This window comes from Pseudomonas sp. MYb2, from assembly GCF_002979955.1.
GTDB lineage: Bacteria > Pseudomonadota > Gammaproteobacteria > Pseudomonadales > Pseudomonadaceae > Aquipseudomonas.
Window position 1 is genome coordinate 75581 of record NZ_PCQC01000006.1, and the last position, 22393, is coordinate 97973.

The window sequence follows — 22393 nt, forward strand, 5'->3', positions numbered from 1 at the left end:
GTGTCGTTTACAGAACCCTGTGGGAGCGAGCCTGCTCGCGAAGAACGATCACGCGGTTTAAAAGTGACTCAACAGCCACTCCCTGACTCAAATCCCTGCCAAACAGGAAATGCGGCCTAAAGCCAGCACGTGCACACACGTCCTATAGCTAGCCGCCATTGAGTACAGGAGATTCAAACGTGAAAGGTTTCAAGGGGTATATCGGCTTCGTCGCACTGACGCTGTGTTCGGCCAATGTCTGCGCCGATCTGCCTCAAAGCTCGATTCTGAGCCGCTACGGCATCACCACCGACCAACTGCCGAGCCCGCCGAAAACCGAAGCAGTCGAACCGGTCGAAGAGAAAAGCCGCTTTCAGATTCAGCCTGAACAACCGTTCGTGACTCTGCGTCTGGGTGACGGCAAGCAGCCGCAGACCACCGGCAATCTGAGCATTGATCGCATGGCGCAGCAGGATCTGGAACGCTGCCGGCGTTTGCAAGGTGAAGTGGTCAAGCGGGGCGGCACGTACATGCCTTGCGATGGCAGCATTCCGGGCATGCCAACCTTCGAATAACACAAACATCCCCTGTAGGAGCTGCCGAAGGCTGCGATCTTTTGATCCGGATCTTGTAAATCACGAGCGAAAGATCGCAGCCTGCGGCAGCTCCTACAGAGATTGCGGGGGTTTCAGTCCTCTTCGCGGACCGTCGCGACTTCATCGGCGCGGACTTTCACCTTGGCCCCGGAAATATCCTCGAACTCATAGAAGCCATCCTTGGTTTTGGTCTTCGGCATGTCCTTGGTCAAATACTGGGTGCCGTTCTGCAAGGTCACCACTGTCTGGGTCGAGCAACCGCCCAGCACGAGCAGCGCGACGACTGCCAGGGGAATGCCCAGCCTGTTGATTTTCATACCCACCTCTACTTCCTCATGCGATGTGAACCCGAGCATTGTCGGTCCTGTAACGCGGTTGGTGCCACTGCGCCGGAAAAAGTTCGATTGCCCGGTTAAAAAATGCCATTGATCCTTTTCCATTTGCACCGGGCAGGGCAGAGCTGGTATCTGTACGCATAACCAGTACTCGTTCGCCATGGCCCTGAATTCCCGTGACTGCCAATCCCCTCGACGACCCGTTCTATTACCTCAACAACTTCCGGCAAGTGCTTGATTGGCTTGAGCTGCGCTATGCCGACGTGATGAGCGAAACCGAGCACGGCTTCATCCGCGATTTCAAGGCATTGCCCAAGGCCTCGCAGGGCCTGCTGGTGCGCATGGTGATGCGCAAGGGCGTGCACTTTCGTGTCGGTAAACTCAATTACCCTGAAATCGGTGACATCGCGCACGCCGCGCAACCGCTGCTGAATCATGGCTGGCTCGACGAATTCGCAGCGCTGACGATGGCCGAACTGTTCGATGTGCTGCTCAAGGCCGAGGTTCTCCAGGCATTTGGCGCGTTCATCGAGCAACCCAAGGGGCGCAAGGACGATTGGCTGCCGTTGCTCACCGAACAGTTCGCCGATGCCCGTAGCCTGCGCGATTGGGCGCCGTTACTGGCAGAGCGCCTGTTCAGCCTGACCATCATGGACCTGTGCGATCGCCTGCGTCTGATGTTCTTTGGCAATCTTTATCAGGACTGGTCGGAATTCGTCCTCGCTGATCTGGGGATCTTTACCTACGAAAAAGTCGAATTCTGCGCTGATTCGCGCGGCCTGCGCAGCCGCCAGGATGTCGACGCCTGCCTGTTCCTGCATAACTGCCAGTTGCGCTTCGAGGCCGGTGAACCGCTGCAAGCCATTGTCGAGCAAGTCGGCGCCTTGCACTTCGACAACCCCTGGTTGCAACGTCGACGTGGCAAGGTGTTGTTCCAGATCGGCCAGTATTGCGAGCGCATCAGCGAGTTTGCGCTGGCCTTGAGCATCTACCGCGACTGCGCCTATCCCGGCGCGCGATTGCGCATGATCCGCGTGCTGGAACGCTGCGGCGAATACGCCCTTGGCCTGGAACTCGGCACGCTGGCGGAACAGACGCCGCAAAGCGCTGCCGAACAGCAAGGCCTGCAGCGAATAATGCCGCGATTGCGGCGCAAACTCGGCGGGCGGCCACTCAAGCGTACAGCGGCGAAACCGGTCGAACGCCTCGATTTGCAGTTGCTGCGCAGCGATCCTGGGTTGTCGGTGGAGTTTTACGTGCAGGCGCACCTGCATGATGACGACGGCCCGGTGCACTACGTGGAAAACAGCCTGATCAACTCGTTGTTCGGTTTGTTGTGCTGGCCGGCGATCTTCGCGCCGTTGCCCGGTGCATTCTTTCACCCGTTCCAGCGCGGGCCGGTCGATCTGCTCAATGAAGACTTCCAGCCGCGCCGCGCCGAGCTGTTCCAGGCCTGTCTCGACGAGCTCGACGATGGTCGCTACGCCTCGACCATTCGCCAGCGATTCGTCGCCAAATGGGGTATTCAGTCGCCGTTCGTGTTTTGGGGCGCACTCAATGAACAGCTGCTCGAACAGGCGTTGGCCTGCCTGCCGGCTGAACACCTCAAGCACTGGTTCAATCGGCTGTTGCTCGACATCAAGGCCAACCGCGCCGGCATGCCCGATCTGATCCAGTTCTGGCCGCAACACAAAACCTACCGGATGATTGAAGTCAAAGGCCCCGGTGATCGCTTGCAGGACAACCAATTGCGCTGGCTGGAGTTCTGCCACGAACACCAGATGCCGGTGGCCGTGTGCTACGTGCAATGGGCGGAGCAGAGCGCTTGAGCTACAGCATTGCGGTGCGGGCGCTGTGTGAGTTCACCGCCAAGACCGGCGACCTCGACCTGCGTTTCACCCCGTCGCCGACGGCACTCGAAGGCATTGCCGGCCACCGTACCGTGGCCTCGCGGCGCAACGAGAAATACCAAAGCGAAGTGGCCCTGGAAGGCGAGTTTCGCCAGTTGAAGGTCAAGGGCAGGGCGGACGGCTACGATCCGGGGCAAAACTGCCTGGAAGAAGTCAAAACCTACCGGGGCGACCTGAGCAAACAACCGGCCAATCACCGCCGGTTGCACTGGGCGCAAGCGAAAATCTACGGCTGGCTGATGTGCCGCAAACTCGATCTGCAGCGGATCAATCTGGCGCTGGTGTATTTCGACATCGTCAGCGAAAAGGAAACCTGTCTGGTCGAGGCATTCAGCGCTGAGGCCCTGCAAGTGTTTTTCGAGCAACAGTGTGGCGTGTTCCTGCTCTGGGCCGAACAGGAAATGGCCCATCGCGAGGTGCGCAACCTGGCGGCGCAGCAACTGAGCTTTCCTCACGCCGAGTTTCGTTCGGGGCAGCGGCATCTGGCTGAATCGGTGTTCAAGGCGATCAGCACCGGGCGCTGCCTGATGGCCCAGGCACCGACCGGCATCGGCAAAACCCTTGGCACGTTGTTTCCGATGCTCAAGGCGCTGGCGCCGCAGCAACTGGACAAAGTGTTCTTCCTGACCGCCAAGACGCCGGGACGCAAACTGGCGCTCGATGCCAGCCAGGTGCTGTTCGAACAGTCGCCGAACCTGCCCTTGCGGGTTCTGGAAATGGTCGCTCGGGACAAGGCCTGCGAACACCCGGACAAAGCTTGCCATGGCGAATCCTGCCCGTTGGCACAAGGTTTCTACGATCGCTTGCCGGCCGCGCGTGAGGCCGCCAGCCGCATCAGTCTGCTCGATCAGCCCGCCATGCGCGCCGTTGCCGCGCAGCATGCGGTGTGCCCGTATTACTTGAGCCAGGAAATGGCCCGCTGGGCTGACGTGGTGGTCGCCGACTACAACTATTACTTCGATTTCAGTGCACTCCTGTTCGGTCTGGCCCAGCTCAATCAGTGGAAAGTCGCCGTGCTGGCCGATGAGGCGCACAACCTCGTTGAGCGCGGACGGCAGATGTACAGCGCCAGTCTCGATCAGTTCGTCCTTGGCGCCGTGCGTAAAACCGCCCCTGAACCGCTAAAAAAATCCCTGCAACGGCTCAACCGTGAATGGAACACGCTGCATGCTCCGCAACTGGCCGCGTATCAGGCCTACGACAAGGCGCCGGAAAAACTGCTGCAAGCGATCTCCCTGTGTTGCGCGGCCATCGGCGATTACCAGAATGACCATCCACAGGGACTCGACAGCGCATTGCAAGGCTTCTATTTCGAGCTGCTGCAGTTTGCCCGGGTCGCGGAGTTGTTCGATGAGCATTACCTGTTCGATATCAGCAAGCGCGACCTCGAGCGCAAGCGCCCGCTGTCGCAACTGTGCCTGCGCAACGTGGTCCCCGCGGCGTTTATTGGCCCGCGTCTGAAAGCGGCGCGCAGCAGCGTACTGTTTTCCGCCACGCTGAGCCCGCGCAACTATTACGCCGATTTGCTTGGCACACCGGACGATACGGTGTGGGTCGACGTCGAATCGCCGTTCAGCCCGGCGCAGTTGCAGGTGCAGGTGGTCAGCCGGATTTCAACGCGCTTCAATCACCGCCAGGCGTCGCTGGAGCCGATTGTCGAGCTGATCGCCAGGCAGTTCGGCGAGCGTCCGGGCAATTACCTGGCGTTTTTCAGCAGCTTCGACTATCTGCAGCAGGTCGCAACGTTACTGGCCGAGCGGCATCCGCACATCACGGTGTGGCAGCAGTCGCGCGGCATGCTCGAAGGGCAGCGGCAAGCGTTTCTCGACCAGTTCACCGTGCGAAGTCAGGGCGTAGGTTTTGCCGTATTGGGCGGGGCATTCGGCGAAGGTATCGATTTGCCTGGCGCACGCCTGATCGGCGCGTTCATCGCCACGCTCGGTCTGGCGCAACTCAATCCGGTCAATGAACAGTTGAAACGCCGCATGGCGGCAATCTTCGGCGCCGGGTATGACTACACCTACCTGTATCCCGGTGTGCAGAAAGTGGTGCAGGCCGCCGGCCGGGTGATCCGCACACGCGAAGATCGTGGTGTGCTCATGTTGATTGACGACCGCTTTGCCGAGCCGCGGATCCAGCAGTTGCTGCCGCGCTGGTGGTCAATCAAAAACGAGGCGGACGCTTTTCAATTCGCCGGATTAACGCATACTCCAGCACATAACTGTGTGCGGTGAATGTGATGATTGAAAAGAACAAGCCCGCGGCGATCGAGGAGATGCGTTTCAGGCTGTTGATCGATGCGGTCGTCGACTATGCGATCTACATGATCGACCCGGATGGCATCATCACCAGCTGGAACTCGGGCGCCAAACGCTTCAAGGGTTACGAAGAGGCGGAAATCCTCGGCGAGCATTTTTCGCGCTTCTATACTGCCGATGATCGCGCTGCCGGTCTGCCGCGACGTGCGCTCGATACCGCGATCCGCGAGGGGCGTTTCGAGGGCGAAGGCTGGCGGGTGCGCAAGGACGGCACCAACTTCTGGTCGCACGTGGTGATCGACCCGATCATTGATCCCGACGGCAAGTTGCTCGGTTTCGCCAAGATCACCCGCGACCTCACCGATCGCAAGATGGCCGAAGAAACCCTCAAGCAAAGCGAACAGCAGTTCCGCCTGCTGGTGCAGGGTGTCACCGACTATGCCATCTACATGCTCAGCCCCGAGGGCCGGGTCAGCAACTGGAACCAGGGCGCCCAGCGCATCAAGGGTTATCTGCCGGAAGAAATCATCGGTCAGCACTTCTCGATTTTCTATACCCCCGAAGACCGCGAACTCGGCGAGCCACAGCGGGCGCTGGAAATAGCCACTCGTGAAGGCCGCTTTGAGAACAAGAGCTGGCGCATGCGCAAGGACGGCACGCGGTTTCTCGCCCATGTGGTGGTCGATGCGATTCGCGGCGATACCGGCACTTTGCTCGGGTTTGCCAAGATCACCCGCGACATCACCGAAGCGCATCAGGCCCAGCAGGCGCTCGAGAAAACCCGTGAAGCCCTGTTTCAGGCGCAGAAGATGCAGGCCATCGGTCAGCTCAGCGGCGGCATCGCCCATGACTTCAATAATCTGCTGACAGTGATTCTCGGCAATCTGGAAATCGTGCAAAAGCGCATCGGTGACGACGCGAAAATCAGCCGTTTGCTGGAAAATGCCACCCAAGGCGCATTACGTGGCGTGTCGCTGACCCAGCGCATGCTGGCTTTTGCCCGCCGTCAGGAGCTCAAGACCGAGTCCGTCGACATCCCCCAACTGGTGCAAGGCATTACCGGACTGTTGCGCAGTTCCCTGGGGCCGGGCATCCGCGTCGATGCGCGGTTTCCCGAGGATCTGCAACCGGTGCTGGCGGACAGCAATCAACTGGAACTGGCCTTGCTCAATCTGGCGACCAACGCCCGTGACGCCATGCCCGACGGCGGCACGGTGATCATCAGCGCTGAAGCACAAGTGGTGCTCGAACTCGGTCATGCGGATCTGCCGGCCGGGCGTTATGTCTGTCTCAGTCTGATCGACAGCGGGGAGGGCATGGATGCGCAGACGCTGGCCTCGGCCAGAGACCCGTTTTTCACCACAAAAGGCTTGGGCAAAGGCACAGGGCTGGGGCTGTCGATGGTGCACGGGTATATGGAACAACTCGGTGGCCGCTTCGTCCTCAAAAGTGCAAAAGCCCAGGGCACCACGGCTGAACTGTGGATTCCGGTGGCTGACGAGGGTGTCTACAGCAAGCCGCTGTATCCGCCGGCAGAGCCGATCACGGTGCCCAGGCTCAGCGTGTTGGTGGTGGATGACGATTCGCTGGTGTTGACCAGCACCAGCCTGCTGCTCGAAGACCTGGGGCATCGAGTGATCAGCGCCACGTCGGGTTCGCAGGCGCTGACGCTGTTCGATCAGGGTGAGGTCATCGACCTGTTGATCACCGACATGGCCATGCCCCATATGAGCGGTGCGCAACTGGCCCACGCGGTGCGGGTGCTCAAACCGGATCTGCCGATCATTCTTGCTACCGGCTACGCCGAGCGCCTGGAGGGTTTTGCCGCACAACTGCCGCGGTTGCCCAAGCCGTTCACGCAGATGAATCTGGTGGCGATCATTGCGCAATCGATGAAATGAGGCGCCGGTCAATCCGGCTGAACTTGCGCGCAAACGGGGACTTCTAAACGTTTTTCCAACCCCGGAGCGTGCATCTTTTGTCTCGCATACTGACTGAGCCCACCGCTGAAGAAACCCTGACCGAACATGACGCCAAGATGTTCGGCTCACCCAAGGAACGGCTGGATTTCTATCGGCGGGAGATCCAGTACGAAACCAGCATTCTTGCCAACCGCACCGATGCCTATCTGGCGGCGCAGTCGTTCCTGGTGATCGCCTTCGCCTCCTGCATGGCCAACCTCAATCCGGAGTGGGGCAAGTTGTTCACGCTGGTGGTGCCACCGTTTCTGGCGCTGCTCGGGCTGCTCAGTTCCTTGAACGCCTGGCCGGGGATTCGCGCAGCGTACGACATCATCGATCACTGGCATTTCAAGCAGAGCCACTTGCTCCACAGCGAGCCGCTGATGGGCCTGGCGTATGACGAATCGCCGTTGTTCAGCGAGATGGAATCGAGCCACAAGGGTTATCGCAAGTCGCTGCTGTTCTCGGTGCGCACGCCTTGGATCTTTGCGACGTTCTGGGTGTTGTTGGGAAGTTATGCGGTGTTTATTCAGGTGACCAATCCTGGAGGGTGATGGGCAGGTATAGAAAAGCCCGGCTTATGTGGCCGGGCTTTTTCATTCGCTTGGATTTTGTGTTGCCATTCAGATCGATCCCCCTCACCCCAGCCCTCTCCCCCAAGGGGGCGAGGGGGAAGGGAGCAGATCTTCGCTGTAGTCAAAATCTGCGTTCGACTCGGTATCTCAGTGTCGTGGTCAAAATCTGCGTTCAACCCGGTATCTCAAGTCGGCATACCTCAACCATTCACCCCGGTCAGTTCCCTCTCCCTCTGGGAGAGGGCCAGGGTGAGGGGCTTTCAGGGTTCATATCGCAGAGAGCCAATATTTGCACTGCTCAAAATTTGCGTGCAACCCGGTATCTCAAGTCGGCGTACCTCAACCATTCACCTCGGTCAGTTCCCTCTCCCTTTGGGAGAGGGCTAGGGTGAGGGGCTTTTCCGCCTCACTCCACGGTCTCAAGCTCTCGACGCAACGCCACCGAGTTCTGCGAAGACATCGGGATTGGCGGGAAATCTTCATTCAAGACGCACAAATGATCGATGGCATCTTCAAACATCGAATCGGCTTTCTTGCGCAGCGCGCGGTAGCGCTCGAACTGTTCGATGTCCAGATCCTTGACGTCAAGCAGCGCATTGGCCGCTCGGTTGAGCGTGTGGGCGTTATCGAACAATTGACGATTGCGTTCCAGAGCCAGTGCTCTGCAAGCCTTGATTTGTGCAGGAGTCGAGCATTCTTTCATGTTCGTGACCTTATTCTTCAAGGATTCCGTTTCATAGGCGTATCGCCGCAGGGGAACCGAACCTGCCGGGCCCCGCCGGACACATCTGGCGGGGGGTTATGCTTGTGACTGTCGGCGATTAAGCAAGGATCCATTTTTTTACAGAAAAAAATTCGATCAATCCGTCGATAAAATCCGCGATTAAAAATCACGTTTTTTGTTTCTTGCGCTGTTCATAGCGAGCGAGGATCGGTTGGGTGCTGATCCCGTGAAGCAGGATGCTCAGCGCGACCACCGACAAGGTCAGGTCGGTGCATTGCGTGGCCACCGTGTCGGTCAGCCCGTGATTCAAGGCATAAAACAGATAAAACAGGCTGCCGATCCCGCGAATGCCAAACCAGCCGATCAACAGCCGTTGCCGTCCCTCCAGCAGCGCGCCCCATGGCATCAGCGCGACGCAGGCCGGGCGGATCAGGCAGAACAACACACCGCCCACCAGCAACGCCCGCCAATCCCAATGCGCCACCAGCACGACGCCGAGCAAGGTCACCAGAAACACTTCCATGGCGCGCTCGACCAGACTGCCAAATGACAACATGTCACCCATCATGATCCCCGCGGCAACCTGGCTGCTTTCCAGCCTTTCGGTGTCGCCATGCACCGCGTGTTGCGGTTCGACGTTCTGATGGCCGACCACCGGTTGCACCAGATGCTCGGCAGGCGGCTGGCCGGCGCCGGTGGATTGCACTTCGACCTGACGCAAACCCAGCCCGGCGGCGAACACCGACAGGAAGCCATAACCGCCAATCGCCTCGGCAACCACATAGGCCAGGGCAATCAACGACAACGCCAGATAATCATTGGGGCTGAGGGTGCTGTCGTCATTGCGGATTCGTAGCGAAAGCGTCACGCGCCCGATACCTCGGCCCATCCAGTAACCGGTGAGTAACCCGGCCGGCACCGCCCACAACACACTGCGCAAGACCCAGCCCTGCCATTCGCTGGCGCTGCCATCACCGTGCAGCAACAACAGGCCGAGAATCACGAAGGGGAAGGCGATGCCGTCATTCAATCCTGCTTCGCCCGAGAGCCCGAAGCGCACACTGTCGACATCCCGCGCATCGTTGACCTGGACAAGTGCCGCCAGTACCGGGTCGGTCGGTGCCAGAATCGCGCCGATCAACAGCGCCGGCCCCCACGGCAAGCGCAAGCCAAAATGCAGCAGCAGACAAACACCGATGATGGTCAGCAACATGACTGGCCCGGCCAGGCCAAAAGCAATCCGCCAACGCTTGTCGCGCAAAGGCAAACGTAACTTCAAACCGCAGACAAACAGGGAAAACAGCACCGCGACTTCCGTCAGGTGCTCCATCCACAGCGAAGCGTTTTCCAACGACAGTTTCAGCAGATCGAGGCCACTGGGGCCGATGCCGATCCCCAGCAACAGACACACTGCCGAAGTCGTCACCGGCATCCAGCGCAGATACGAAGAAGTCAGTGCCAACGTCAGCAGCACGGCACCGAGTACGGCAACCCACACAGTAAAACTCATGATTTGCCGCCTTCAGTGATTAATGACGGCCGCCTGCAGAGACCCTTTCGCTCCTGACGCCGCCCCTGTAGGCGTTGCCGCAAGCTGCGATCTTTGATCTTGTTTTAAAAATCAGAATCAACAGACCGCCGCCTGCGCAAACCCCTGCAGTGCATTTGCTCAAAGCATCGGCTTGCCACCGGTCACGCCATAGCGCTGGCCGGTGATATAACTCGCTTCGTCCGAGGCCAGCAGCACGTAGATCGGCGCGACTTCCACGGGTTGACCGGGGCGGCCGAGCGGGGTGTTGCCACCAAAGTTCTGTACTTCTTCATCGGGCATGGTCGAGACGATCAGCGGCGTCCAGATCGGCCCCGGCGCTACGCAGTTGACGCGAATTTCCTTCGGACCGAGCATCTGTGCCAGACCGCCAGTGAAATTGGCAATCGCGCCTTTGGTGGTGGCATAGGCGAGCAGGGTCGGTTTAGGCATGTCCGAGTTCACCGAACTGGTGTTGATGATCGACGCCCCGGCACGCATGTGTTTGATCGCTGCCTGACACAGCCGGAAGATCGCGGTGATGTTGACGTCGAAGGTCATCACCCATTCTTCGTCGGGGATTTCTTCGAAGGTTTCGTGGGTCATCTGAAACGCGGCGTTGTTGACCAGCACGTCGATGCGGCCGAAGCGTTCGACGGTTTTGTCGACCAAGGCCTGACACTGGGCCTTTTGCGCAATATCGCCCGGCAGCAGCAGGCATTGACGCCCGGCCTGTTCGACCCAGCGCGCGGTTTCCTTGGCGTCTTCGTGTTCGTTCAAATAGGCGACCGCCACGTCGGCGCCTTCACGGGCGAAAGCAATGGCCACGGCGCGGCCGATGCCGCTGTCGGCGCCGGTGATCAGGGCGATCTTGCCGGCCAGTCGCCCGGAACCGACATAGCTTTGCTCGCCGCAATCGGGATAGGGTTCCATTTTGCGTTGCGAACCGGGAACGGTCTGGGCCTGTGCGGGGAAGGGTGGTTTTGGATAGTCGGTCATCGCGGGTCTCCGAGGTCTCAGGGCTGGTATGGGCGGTTGACCCGGTGTGTTTGCCGTGAGTTCGATCGGATCTACGCCGAAGATTTTGCGTGAACACACATCCCCTGTAGGAGTGAGCCTGCTCGCGATAGCGGTATTTCAGTCAACAATGATGTTGGATTTTAGAACGCTATCGCGAGCAGGCTCACTCCTACAGGGGGATGTGGTGTTTTCAGGTGTTGCGCTGAGTCAGGGCGCGTTCCATGCGGGCGATGCCTTCTTCGAGCAACGAGCGTGGGCAGCCGAAGTTCAGGCGCACGAACTGCTGGTGTTGATCGCCGAAGTCCAGACCGGCGCTGAGGCCAACCTTGCCCTGCTCAAGGAAGAACTGCTGCGGATCGGCCAGATCCAGCGCCGAGCAATCCAGCCAGGCCAGATACGTGCCTTGTGGCACATTGATGGTCACTCCCGGCAAGCGGCTGCGCACCGCGTCCACCAGCCAGTCGCGGTTGGCCTGCAGATAGGTTTTCAACTCGGCCAGCCACGGCGCGCCTTCGCTATAAGCCACGCGGGTGGCTTCCATGCCCAGCGGGTTGACGCTGTCGACCATGCCGCAGCGGGCGTGGTTGACGCGCTCACGCAAGGCCGCATCTTGAATGATCATGAACGAGGTCTTCAGGCCGGCGATGTTGTAGGCCTTGCTCGCCGACATCAGAGTGATCGTGCGCTTGGCAATCTCCGGGCTCAACGAGGCGGTCGGAATGTGCACGCGACCGTCGAAGCACAGTTCGGCGTGGATTTCGTCGGAGATGATCCAGGCGTCCTGCGCCGCACAGATATCCGCCACCGCTTGCAACTCTTTACGGCCAAACACTTTGCCCAGCGGATTGTGCGGGTTGCTCAGCAACAGCGCGCCGCCACCGTTCAGCGATTCACGCAGCACGTCCAGCGGCGTCAGGTAAGTGCCGTCAGCTTGCGCGAGGAACTCCAGCTCAACCTTGTTCAAACCCCAGTGGCCCGGCGCATGGCGCAGTGGCGGGTAGTTCGGCACTTGCACCACGACATTCTGCTGCGGCTGTACCAGCGCTTTCAGAGCCATGTTGAAACCGGACTCGACGCCCGGCAGGAAGATCAGCTCTTGCGGTTTTACCTTCCAGGCGAACTTGGCCCAGAGGTCGGCGACGATGGCTTCACGCAGGTTGTCCTGCGCCACGCTGTAGCCCACCAGCGGATGCAGCAGGCGCTGTTGCAAGGCCTCGATGATGACCGGCGGCGCGGCGAAATCCATATCAGCGACCCACATCGGCAACACATCGGCCGGGTAGCGGCTCCACTTGGTGCTGCCGGTGTTGTGGCGGTCGAATAGCTGATCAAAATCGAAAGTCATGCGCGGTCTCGTGAAGGCGGGATTGGTCCTGCGGGCATGATAAGCCCATGGCCGTGCAGGAGCACACAAAACCTGTGGGAGCGAGCCTGCTCGCGAAAGCGGTCTGTCAGTCAATATTTGTCTCAACTGACAGGGCCTCTTCGCGAGCAGGCTCGCTCCCACAGGTTTTCCAGTGCATGACCGATTGTCGCCGACGGTCGGTTTTCACACAGATCGTGTGGTCATTGTCTACAGTGAAAAGGTCGGCACGCGTTTGCCGCAACCGTGATTGTCCAGATAAAACCCGGCACCAGTACCGGGTTCCACCTGATCAGGAGTGCACGATGGATCTCAGCCGTCGTCAGTTCTTCAAGGTCGCCGGTATCGGCCTTGCAGGCTCGAGCCTGGGCGCGTTGGGCATGGCCCCGACGCCAGCCTTCGCCGAGCAGGTGCGCCACTTCAAGCTTGCCCACACCCATGAAACCCGCAACACCTGCCCGTATTGCTCGGTCGGTTGCGGGTTGATCATGTACAGCCAGGGCGATACTGCGAAGAACGTCGCGCAAAGCATCATTCACATCGAGGGCGACGCCGACCACCCGGTCAACCGTGGCACCCTCTGCCCGAAAGGCGCAGGCCTGCTTGACTTCATTCACAGCCCCGGCCGTTTGCTCTACCCGCAAACGCGCAAGCCGGGCAGCAGTGAATGGACGCGGATCAGTTGGGACGAAGCGCTCGATCGCATCGCCGACCTGATGAAAACCGACCGTGACGCCAACTTCATCGAGAAAAATGCCAACGGGCAGACGGTGAATCGCTGGCTGAGCACCGGGTTCCTCGCCGCGTCGGCAGCGTCCAACGAAGCCGGTTACATCACCCAGAAGGTGATTCGCAGTCTCGGCATGCTGGGGTTCGATAACCAGGCGCGTGTCTGACACGGCCCGACGGTGGCAAGTCTTGCCCCGACGTACGGCCGTGGTGCCATGACCAATACCTGGACCGATATCGCCAACGCGAATCTGATCCTGGTGATGGGTGGCAACGCCGCAGAAGCGCATCCGTGCGGCTTCAAATGGGTGACCGAGGCCAAGGCGCATAACGCTGCGCGGCTGATCGTCGTCGATCCGCGTTTTACCCGGACCGCTTCGGTGGCCGACTACTACGCGCCGATCCGCACCGGCACCGACATCGCCTTCATGGGCGGCCTGATCAATTACCTGCTGACCGAGGACAAGATCCAGCACGAGTACGTACGCAATTACACCGATATGTCGTTCATCGTCAGAGCAGGCTACGGCTTCGAAGACGGCATTTTCAGTGGCTATGACGCAGAGAAACGCAGCTATACCGACAAGTCCGGCTGGGGTTACGAGATGGGCGACGACGGTTTTGTCAAAGTCGACCCGACGCTGCAAGACCCGCGCTGCGTCTATCAATTGATGAAGCAGCATTACAGCCGCTACAACATCGACCTCGCCAGCCAGATCTGTGGCATGCCGGTCGATGCCATGCAGAAAATCTGGGAAGAAATCGCCACTTGTTCGATTCCGGGCAAGACCATGACGATTCTCTACGCCCTCGGCTGGACCCAGCACTCGATCGGCGCGCAGATCATCCGCAGCGCGGCGATGGTGCAACTGTTGCTGGGCAACGTCGGCATGCCCGGCGGCGGGGTCAACGCCTTGCGCGGTCACTCCAATATTCAGGGGCTCACCGATCTTGGCTTGCTCTCCAACGCACTGCCGGGCTATCTGACCCTGGGTCAGGACAGCGAGCAGGACTACAACGCCTTCATCCACAAACGTACGCAAGTGCCGCTGCGTCCGGGACAACTGTCGTACTGGCAGAACTACAGCAAATTCCACGTCAGCCTGATGAAGTCGTGGTACGGCGCTAACGCCACGGTCGAGAACAATTGGTGCTACGACCATTTGCCGAAACTCGACATTCCCAACTACGACGTCCTGAAGATGTTCGACTTGATGAGCCAGGGCAAGGTCAACGGCTACTTCTGCCAAGGCTTCAATCCGATCGCTGCACTGCCGGACAAGAACCGCGTAATGGGTGCACTGGCCAAGCTGAAATGGCTAGTGGTGATGGACCCGCTGGCCACCGAAACCTCGGAGTTCTGGCACAACGTCGGCCCGTACAACGATGTGAAAACCGACGAAATCCAGACCGAAGTCATTCGCCTGCCGACCACTTGTTTTGCCGAAGAGGACGGCTCACTGGTCAACAGCAGCCGCTGGCTGCAATGGCACTGGAAAGGCGCCGACGGTCCGGGCGAAGCGCAAACCGACATCCGCATCATGAGTGAATTGTTCCTGCGCCTGCGCAAGCGTTATCAGGCCGAGGGCGGCAAATTCCCTGATCCGCTGCTGAAACTGACGTGGCCGTACAAGATCGCCGACGAACCTTCGCCGGAGGAATTGGCCAAGGAAATCAACGGCAGCGCCGTGGCTGATTTCACCGATGCCGCAGGCGTTGCGGTGAAGGCCGGCTCGCAACTGGCCGGATTCGGCTTGCTCAAGGATGACGGCAGCACCGCGTCCGGCTGCTGGATCTTCGCCGGCAGTTGGACCGAGGCCGGCAACCAGATGGCGCGGCGTGACAACAGCGATCCGTTCGGCATGCACCAGCACTTGGGCTGGGCGTGGGCCTGGCCGGCCAACCGGCGGATTCTCTACAACCGTGCTTCGGCGGACGTCGCCGGCAAACCGTGGGACCCGAAAAAACGCCTGGTGTGGTGGAACGGCAAGGCCTGGACCGGCACCGACGTACCGGACTACAAAGCCGACGTGCCGCCGGAAGCCGGGATGAACCCGTTCATCATGAACCCCGAAGGCGTGGCGCGGTTCTTCGCCGTCGACAAGATGAATGAAGGTCCATTCCCCGAGCACTACGAGCCGTTCGAAACACCGATCGGCATCAACCCGCTGCACCCGCAAAACAAGAAAGCCACCAGCAACCCGGCGGCACGGATCTTCGATTCGGTCTGGGAAACCCTCGGCGAGGCCAAGGACTTCCCGTACGCCGGCACCAGTTACCGGCTCACCGAGCATTTCCACTTCTGGAGCAAGCATTGCAAGTTGAACGCAATTGCCCAACCCGAGCAGTTCGTCGAAATCGGCGAAGTGCTGGCGAAAGAGAAGGGCATTGCTGCCGGAGATCGGGTGCGCGTCAGTTGCAAGCGCGGGTTTATCGAGGCGGTGGCGGTGGTGACAAAAAGGATCCGGCCGCTGCAGGTCAACGGCCAGGTCGTGCATCAGATCGGTATCCCGCTGCACTGGGGTTTCACCGGCCTGACGCGTCACGGTTATCTGACCAACACCCTGGTGCCGTTCCTCGGCGATGGCAATACACAGACCCCGGAATCCAAGTCATTTCTGGTCAACGTGGAGAAACTGTAAATGGCCAGCCAAGACATTATTGCCCGCTCGGCCACTACCACGGTGCCGCCGTCGGTGAGGAATCAGGAGGCGGTGGCCAAGCTGATCGACACCACCAAATGCATCGGTTGCAAGGCCTGCCAGGTTGCCTGCTCGGAATGGAACGAGTTGCGCGACGAGGTCGGCCACAACCACGGCACCTACGACAACCCGCAAGACCTCAGCGCGGACACCTGGACGTTGATGCGTTTCACCGAACATGAAACCGACGCCGGCAACCTCGAGTGGCTGATCCGCAAGGACGGCTGCATGCACTGCGCCGAGCCCGGTTGTCTGGCGGCGTGCCCGAGCCCCGGCGCGATCATCAAACACGCCAACGGCATCGTCGATTTCGATCAGGATCACTGCATCGGCTGCGGCTATTGCATCACCGGTTGCCCGTTCAACATTCCGCGCATTTCGCAGAAAGATCACAAGGCCTACAAATGCACCTTGTGTTCGGATCGCGTGGCTGTGGGGCTTGAGCCGGCCTGCGTGAAAACCTGCCCGACCGGTGCCATCGTCTTCGGCACCAAGGAAGACATGAAGGAACACGCCGCCGAACGCATCGTCGACCTGAAAAGCCGTGGCTTCGAAAACGCTGGTCTGTATGACCCCGCAGGTGTTGGCGGCACCCATGTGATGTATGTGTTGCACCACGCGGATACGCCGAAAATCTATGCGGGTTTACCGCAGGATCCCGCCATCAGCCCACTGGTGGGCCTGTGGAAAGGCATCAGCAAACCCTTGGGCCTGCTGGCCATGGGCGCGGCGGTGCTGGCCGGGTTTTTCCACTACGTGCGCATCGGGCCGAACCGCATAGAAGAGGATGAACATCCAACGCCAGCCGACACCTCGGTGCATGTCGTTGATCCGGCGGTACACACCTTCGATCCACGCGGGGAGGACCGGCCATGAGCAACAAGACGATCCTGCGTTATACCGCCAACCAGCGTACCAATCACTGGCTGGTGGCGATCCTGTTTTTCATGGCCGGGTTGTCCGGGCTGGCGTTGTTTCATCCGTCGCTGTTCTGGTTGAGCAACCTGTTTGGCGGCGGGCCGTGGACGCGGATTCTGCATCCGTACATGGGAATAGCGATGTTCGTGTTTTTCCTCGGTCTGGTGCTGAGTTTCTGGCGCGCCAACTTCTTCATCAGCAACGACGGCAAATGGCTGCGGCGTATCGATCGGGTGATGGTCAACGACGAGGAAAGCGTGCCGCCGGTAGGCAAATACAACGCCGGGCAGAAGTTGCTGTTCTGGACTTTACTGCTGTGCATGCTCGGTTTTTTGTTCACCGGGCTGGTGATCTGGCGCGCCTGGTTCAGTGCGTATTTCGGCATCACCGTGATTCGCTGGGCGATGCTGTTGCACGCGCTGGCCGGTTTCATTCTGGTGCTGAGCATCATCATTCACATCTACGCGGGGCTGTGGATCAAGGGTTCGGTGGATGCGATGCTGCATGGCTGGGTCAGCCGCGCCTGGGCGAAGAAACACCATGAACTCTGGTATCGCGAGATCACCCGCGATGAACGCCATCCGGACGTGCCGGAGCGACCGATCACCAAAAAGGGCTGACTTTTGCCAACCATTCTGGAACCTGGGGAAATCGAAGCGGCGGCGAGTTCGCCGCCGTTTCTGCATCTGCCGCCGCTTAACCTGTTCACCTTGCGCGCGCAACGGCTGGAGCAACTGGCCGAGGGGCATGCGCTGGCCGAGTATCTGCGCTTGATCGCCGGATTGTGCCGGGTGCAGCAGCAGGTGTTCGATGATCCACCGCTGGTGGCGCCGTTCGATCAGCAACGGATCGAAGCGTGTCAGCAGCATGGTTTGCCGCCGTTCGCGGCGGATACGTTGGTGCGCGAAGAGGGCTGGCAAGCTTATCTCGGCGCTGTTCTGCAGCGTTACCAGCCTTTGGGTCAACCCGCTGTCGTTGCAGCGGTGGACACGCTGCGCGCCGCCAGTTCCGGCCAGTTACGCTCATGGGCAGTGGCGTTGGTCAGCGGTCAATATTCGATGGTGCCGGCGCAACTGGTGCCGTTTCTCGGCGCGGCATTGCAAACGGCGTGGAGCCATTGGCTGCTCAGTGCGCCGGATCTGAAACTCAGACCCGGCGACAGCCTCAGCCAATGCCCGGCCTGCGGTTCACCGGCGATGGCCGGGGTGATCCGCCATCGCGGCAAGCACAACGGTTTGCGTTATCTGGTGTGTTCGCTGTGTGCTTGCGAATGGCATGTGGTGCGGGTCAAGTGTGTGTATTGCGAGTCGAGCAAAGGTCTGGATTATCTGAGTGTCGAGGACGATCGTCACGCGGCGAATCAGGCGCCGTTGCGCGCGGAGGTTTGTCCCGGCTGCAACAGTTATCTGAAACTGGTGTATCTGGAAAACGATGCCGACGCCGAGGCATTGTCAGCGGATCTGAGCAGTTTGCTGCTCGATATGCGTTTGGCTCAGGATGGTTTTCAGCGCCTGGCACCGAATCTGTTGCTGGCTCCGGGAGACGAATGACCGGCAGCGTCTACACTCTTGGGCGATAGCGGTTGTCTCCAGGAGTGACTGATGTCCCTGCGGTTACCTTCCATTGATGGTCTGTTGCGTCATCCGGCGTGTGTGCCTTTGCTCGAACGCCACGGGCGTGAGTCGCTGCTGGCGAGTTTGCGGTGGTTGCTCGATGAATTGCGGCCCGGCGTGGTGAACGGGCACTTGTCTGCGATAGAAATCAGTCCCGAAGTGTTGGCCGGGCGCGTCGGCGAACGCCTGGCGCAACTACAACGCAGCAACGTTCGGCGGGTGTTCAATCTCACCGGCACCGTGCTGCACACCAATCTCGGCCGCGCTTTGTTGCCCGATGAAGCCATCGACGCCGTGCAAATGGCCGCGCGTTATCCGCTTAACCTGGAATTCGATCTGGCCAGCGGCAAACGCGGTGATCGCGACGATCTGATCGAAGGCCTGATCCGCGAACTGACCGGCGCCGAAGCCGTCACCGTGGTCAACAACAATGCCGCCGCCGTGCTGCTGACGCTCAACAGTCTGGGCGCGCGCAAGGAAGGCATCATTTCCCGGGGCGAACTCATCGAGATCGGCGGCGCCTTCCGCATCCCCGACATCATGGCCCGCGCTGGCGTGCGTCTGCATGAAGTCGGCACCACCAATCGCACCCACGCCCGCGACTATGAAGCGGCGATCAACCCGCGCAGCGGTTTGATCATGCGTGTGCATGCGAGCAACTACAGCATCGAAGGCTTCACCGCCCGCGTACCGACTGCGGAACTGGCCGAGTTGGCCCATCGACATGGTTTGCCGTTGCTGGAGGATCTCGGCAGCGGCAGTCTGCTCGACCTGACTCGTTGGGGCTTGCCGGCGGAACCGACGGTGCGTCAGGCGCTGCTCGATGGCGCGGACATCGTCACCTTCAGCGGCGACAAATTGCTCGGCGGCCCGCAGGCCGGGTTGATCGTCGGGCGCAAAGAGCTGATCGCGAAGATCAAGAAAAATCCACTGAAACGTGCACTGCGCGTGGACAAACTGACCTTGGCGGCGCTGGAAGCGGTGCTCGGTTTGTATCGTGACCCGGATCGTCTCGCTGAGCGCTTGCCGAGTTTGCGCCTGCTGACGCGCCCGCAAGCTGACATCTTCGCGCAGGCCTCACGCTTGCAACCAGCGCTGGCTGACGTGCTAGGGGAAACCTGGACGGTCAGCGCCGTGCACGCCTTGGGCATGATCGGCAGCGGCAGCCAACCGGTGGCGCGACTGCCGAGTGCGGCGTTGTGCTGTCGCCCGCAAGTGTCAAAGCGACTGCGCGGGCGTTGTCTGTTGAATCTCGAAGCGGCGTTGCGCGGGTTGCCGATCCCTGTGCTCGGTCGTATTGACGACGACGCGCTGTGGCTCGATTTGCGCCAACTCGATGATGAGCCGGCGTGGCTCGCGCAATTGCCGCACCTGCAGGTCGCCCCGTGATCATCGGCACGGCGGGGCACATCGACCATGGCAAGACGTCGCTGCTGCAAGCCCTGACCGGGCAAACCGGCGACCGTCGCCCGCAGGAACGCGAGCGCGGGATGACCATCGACCTCGGTTATCTTTATGCCGAACTTGAGCCGGGCGCCGGACTGAGCGGATTTATCGATGTGCCGGGCCACGAGAAATTCACTCACAACATGCTTGCCGGAGCGCAGGGCATCGATCTGGTGTTGCTGGTAGTCGCAGCGGATGACGGCGTGATGCCGCAGACGCGGGAGCATCTGGCGATTGTCGAATTGCTTGGCATTCGGCGAGCAATGGTGGCGATCACCAAATGTGATCGGGTCGAGGCGGGCAGGGTGGAAGAGGTGCAGCGCCAGGTTCTCGATTTGCTGGAACCTGGGCCGTTTGCCGAGGCGCCGATCATAGTGGTCTCCAGCGTGAGCGGGCAGGGTATCGATGGGTTGCGAGAAACGTTGCTGCAGACGCAACGTGAAGTGCTGGAACGCAACCGCGACGGCGGTTTTCGTTTGGCGATTGATCGGGCCTTCAGCGTTTCCGGCGCGGGCATTGTGGTCACCGGAACGGCGTTGTCCGGGGTGGTTTCTGTTGGCGACAAACTCACCCTCGGGCCTTCCGGAAAGTCGGTCCGGGTTCGCGGCTTGCACGCGCAAAATCAGCCCACGGAACAGGCCTTCGCTGGACAACGAGTGGCGTTGAATATCAGCGGTGAACGCCTTGAACTGGCGCAGATTCATCGTGGCCAGTGGTTGCTGGCGGAATGGCTAAATGCACCGACCCAGCGCGTCGACATTGAATTCCGACTGTTGCCCGGCGAACGCACCTTCGAACACTTTCACCCGGTGCATGTGCACCTTGGGACACAGGATGTGATTGCCCGCGTCGCGTTGCTCGAAGGCCCACGATTGAGCGCCGGTGAACGCATGTTCGCGCAATTGCTGATCAACGCGCCGGTGCACGCGGTGAAGGGCGATCGCCTGATCCTGCGAGACTCCAGCGCCCAACGTACTCTCGGCGGCGGGCGCGTACTCGATCCCTTCGCCCCGGCGCGCCAACGCCGCAGCCCCGAGCGTCTGGCGCAACTGCACGCGTTACTGAGCAGCGACAGCCTCGAGCAAGCCTTGCCCGTGCTGTTAAATCACAGCGCCGGCGGCCTCGACCCGCTGCGGCTGGAACGCCAATTCAATCGCCCGCGCTCGAGCTGGTCACTGCCGGAAAACGTAAGGTTGATCGAAAGCCGACAGGGCCCGGTGCTGTTCAACCTGCAGCGCTGGGGCCAGCTGAAATTCAACTTGCTGGAGCAACTGGCGAAGTTTCATGAACTGGAGCCCGACCAGATGGGCCCGGATCGTGATCGACTGCGGCGCTTCAGCGCACTGGCGCTGGAGCGGTCGACATTTGCCAGTCTGCTCGATGAACTACGCGAAGCGGGTGTGATCACCAGCACTGGCCCGTGGCTGCATCTGCCCGATCATCAGGTGCGCCTGAATACCGAAGACGAAAGCCTGTGGCTACAGATGCAGCCGTTGTTTGAAAACGCAGGATTCGATCCGCCGTGGGTACGCGATGTGGCGAAAATGCTCGGTCAGGACGATGCCGTGGTGCGCCTGCTGTTGCGCAAATTGGCGCGGCTGGGATTGATGCACCAGGTTGTGCGCGACCTGTTTGTCAGCGACACGGTGTTGCGGCAGATGGCCGCCGTCTTGTTGAAACTGGCCAAGGAAAATCCGTCGATCCAGGTGACAACCTTCCGCGATGCGCTAGGCTTGGGACGCAAACGCTGTATTCAGTACCTCGAATACTTCGACCGCCTCGGTCTGACCCGACGCCTCGGCGAATCCCGCCAGATCCGCCCCGACAACGCGCTGGCTAACGCCTGCGCACACTGAGTTCAAGGAAGGCAATCGCGCCCGGTGGCGCGGCCGGGCTTCAAACCCGGTTGGGGACGGCATCCGTTCCCGGGCAGGTTCGACTCCGGCTGCCTTCCGCCAATTACCAAAAAGCCAAAGAACGGCTGCCGTTGATTGATCGTTCCCACGCTCCGCGTGGGAATGCAGCCCGGGACGCTCTGCGTCTCATCCAGAGCCGAACGCGGAGCGTCCGTTGAGGCATTCCCACGCAGAGCGTGGGAACGATCAAAGAACCTGTGGGAGCGAGCTTGCTCGCGATGGCGGCTTTGCAGATCGATTAGATTTAGCGGGAGTAAAAAGGGGGCGAATTAGAGATTTCGCTGCGCTTCCATTCGGTCATGCAAGACTCTGATGATCGCAATCCCGTAAGCAGTGATTCGGAAATAAATCATGTGCCGCTCCACGCGACAACGGCGGTAGCCTGCACGTATATCGTCGCAGGCTGGCGCTGTTTTTGGCCGCTCGGCCAACTGCAAGAACGCAGAGGTGAGGGCGTCGATGTAATTATTGCCTTGATCCACGCCCCACTGGCGTACGGTGTATATCCAGATTGCCTCCAGGTCAGCTTCGGCAGCGGGCGTAAGACGATATTCAGTCATGCGTGGTTAACATTCTCCGCTTGAATGCAACGGGATCGAATGGGCGAGGTTTTCCACTGGACTCACCCTCTCGAAGGGCTGCGCGAATTGTGTCGATCTCAGCGCTACGCTCCTGCTCACGGCGGATAAGATCGCGGATGTATTCGCTATCGTTGGTGTAATGCCCCGCCTCAATCTGCGCTTTGATCCAGTTGTCTTGCTGGTCGGTGACGGTGATGGTTTTGCGTACGGTTCCCATGATTTGGGCCTCCAGACAGATG

18 protein-coding genes and 1 tRNA gene are annotated in these 22393 nt (G+C 60.1%); 12 read left to right on the top strand and 7 right to left on the bottom strand.

All coding sequences use genetic code 11. The features are described 5' to 3' along the window. Positions 1-179: 179 nt before the first annotated feature. Positions 180-554: a hypothetical protein gene (locus CQ009_RS11695; RefSeq protein WP_105706270.1), complete on the top strand. Its 375-nt coding sequence runs from the start codon at positions 180-182 to the stop codon at positions 552-554. 113 nt (positions 555-667) lie between these two features. Here the strand turns inward: CQ009_RS11695 and CQ009_RS11705 are convergent, their stop codons facing one another. Beyond that, entirely contained in the window at positions 668-892 is a 225-nt protein-coding gene (locus CQ009_RS11705) for a YgdI/YgdR family lipoprotein (protein WP_064390700.1), read from the bottom strand. Positions 893-1086: 194 nt separating this feature from the next. Between CQ009_RS11705 and CQ009_RS11710 the strand changes: the two genes are divergently transcribed. The 4 genes from CQ009_RS11710 to CQ009_RS11725 all read left to right on the top strand — a co-directional run bounded on the left by CQ009_RS11710 (position 1087) and on the right by CQ009_RS11725 (position 7593). Continuing rightward, complete coding sequence (locus CQ009_RS11710) at positions 1087-2739, top strand: VRR-NUC domain-containing protein (protein WP_105706272.1); 1653 nt, start codon at positions 1087-1089, stop codon at positions 2737-2739. After that, on the top strand, positions 2736-5054 hold the full coding sequence (locus CQ009_RS11715; RefSeq protein ID WP_105706274.1) for an ATP-dependent DNA helicase: 2319 nt from the start codon (positions 2736-2738) through the stop codon (positions 5052-5054). The genes CQ009_RS11710 and CQ009_RS11715 overlap by 4 nt, the downstream gene beginning before the upstream one ends. A gap of 5 nt (positions 5055-5059) precedes the next feature. Continuing rightward, the gene (locus tag CQ009_RS11720; protein ID WP_105706836.1) at positions 5060-6979 is read left to right on the top strand and encodes a PAS domain-containing sensor histidine kinase; all 1920 of its coding nucleotides are present in this window, start codon (positions 5060-5062) and stop codon (positions 6977-6979) included. Positions 6980-7056: 77 nt separating this feature from the next. Next, positions 7057-7593 carry a hypothetical protein gene (locus CQ009_RS11725; protein ID WP_016983364.1) on the top strand — a complete coding sequence of 179 codons (537 nt, stop codon included), beginning with the start codon at positions 7057-7059 and terminating at the stop codon, positions 7591-7593. A gap of 427 nt (positions 7594-8020) precedes the next feature. Here CQ009_RS11725 and CQ009_RS11730 read toward each other — a convergent pair whose 3' ends face one another. The 4 genes from CQ009_RS11730 to CQ009_RS11745 all read right to left on the bottom strand — a co-directional run bounded on the left by CQ009_RS11730 (position 8021) and on the right by CQ009_RS11745 (position 12231). Beyond that, on the bottom strand, positions 8021-8317 hold the full coding sequence (locus CQ009_RS11730) for a hypothetical protein (RefSeq protein WP_064389907.1): 297 nt from the start codon (positions 8315-8317) through the stop codon (positions 8021-8023). 187 nt (positions 8318-8504) lie between these two features. Further along, positions 8505-9848: a sodium:proton antiporter gene (locus tag CQ009_RS11735; RefSeq protein WP_064389908.1), complete on the bottom strand. Its 1344-nt coding sequence runs from the start codon at positions 9846-9848 to the stop codon at positions 8505-8507. A gap of 159 nt (positions 9849-10007) precedes the next feature. After that, positions 10008-10865, bottom strand: coding sequence for a glucose 1-dehydrogenase (locus CQ009_RS11740; protein ID WP_105706277.1), 858 nt, complete (start codon positions 10863-10865; stop codon positions 10008-10010). A gap of 211 nt (positions 10866-11076) precedes the next feature. Beyond that, complete coding sequence (locus CQ009_RS11745; RefSeq protein WP_105706279.1) at positions 11077-12231, bottom strand: MalY/PatB family protein; 1155 nt, start codon at positions 12229-12231, stop codon at positions 11077-11079. A gap of 323 nt (positions 12232-12554) precedes the next feature. Between CQ009_RS11745 and fdnG the strand changes: the two genes are divergently transcribed. From fdnG to CQ009_RS11785, 7 genes are all read left to right on the top strand, one after another. Then, positions 12555-15620, top strand: coding sequence for a formate dehydrogenase-N subunit alpha (fdnG, locus tag CQ009_RS11755; RefSeq protein ID WP_146117535.1), 3066 nt, complete (start codon positions 12555-12557; stop codon positions 15618-15620). Next, positions 15621-16556 (top strand): formate dehydrogenase subunit beta, encoded by a 936-nt coding sequence (gene fdxH, locus CQ009_RS11760; protein WP_105706283.1) that lies wholly within the window; start codon positions 15621-15623, stop codon positions 16554-16556. Further along, complete coding sequence (locus CQ009_RS11765) at positions 16553-17218, top strand: formate dehydrogenase subunit gamma (RefSeq protein WP_105706285.1); 666 nt, start codon at positions 16553-16555, stop codon at positions 17216-17218. Before fdxH ends, CQ009_RS11765 begins: the two co-directional genes overlap by 4 nt. A gap of 3 nt (positions 17219-17221) precedes the next feature. Continuing rightward, complete coding sequence (gene fdhE, locus CQ009_RS11770) at positions 17222-18148, top strand: formate dehydrogenase accessory protein FdhE (RefSeq protein ID WP_105706287.1); 927 nt, start codon at positions 17222-17224, stop codon at positions 18146-18148. Positions 18149-18196: 48 nt separating this feature from the next. Continuing rightward, entirely contained in the window at positions 18197-19600 is a 1404-nt protein-coding gene (gene selA / locus CQ009_RS11775; RefSeq protein ID WP_177430985.1) for an L-seryl-tRNA(Sec) selenium transferase, read from the top strand. Then, positions 19597-21513: a selenocysteine-specific translation elongation factor gene (gene selB, locus CQ009_RS11780; protein ID WP_105706292.1), complete on the top strand. Its 1917-nt coding sequence runs from the start codon at positions 19597-19599 to the stop codon at positions 21511-21513. Before selA ends, selB begins: the two co-directional genes overlap by 4 nt. A 6-nt stretch (positions 21514-21519) precedes the next feature. Beyond that, positions 21520-21615, top strand: a tRNA-Sec gene (locus CQ009_RS11785). Positions 21616-21842: 227 nt separating this feature from the next. Here the strand turns inward: CQ009_RS11785 and CQ009_RS11790 are convergent. Both CQ009_RS11790 and CQ009_RS11795 read right to left on the bottom strand, forming a co-directional pair. Continuing rightward, positions 21843-22133 carry a type II toxin-antitoxin system RelE/ParE family toxin gene (locus tag CQ009_RS11790; protein WP_105706294.1) on the bottom strand — a complete coding sequence of 97 codons (291 nt, stop codon included), beginning with the start codon at positions 22131-22133 and terminating at the stop codon, positions 21843-21845. Beyond that, complete coding sequence (locus tag CQ009_RS11795) at positions 22126-22371, bottom strand: type II toxin-antitoxin system ParD family antitoxin (protein WP_105706296.1); 246 nt, start codon at positions 22369-22371, stop codon at positions 22126-22128. Before CQ009_RS11795 ends, CQ009_RS11790 begins: the two co-directional genes overlap by 8 nt. Positions 22372-22393: the final 22 nt, after the last annotated feature.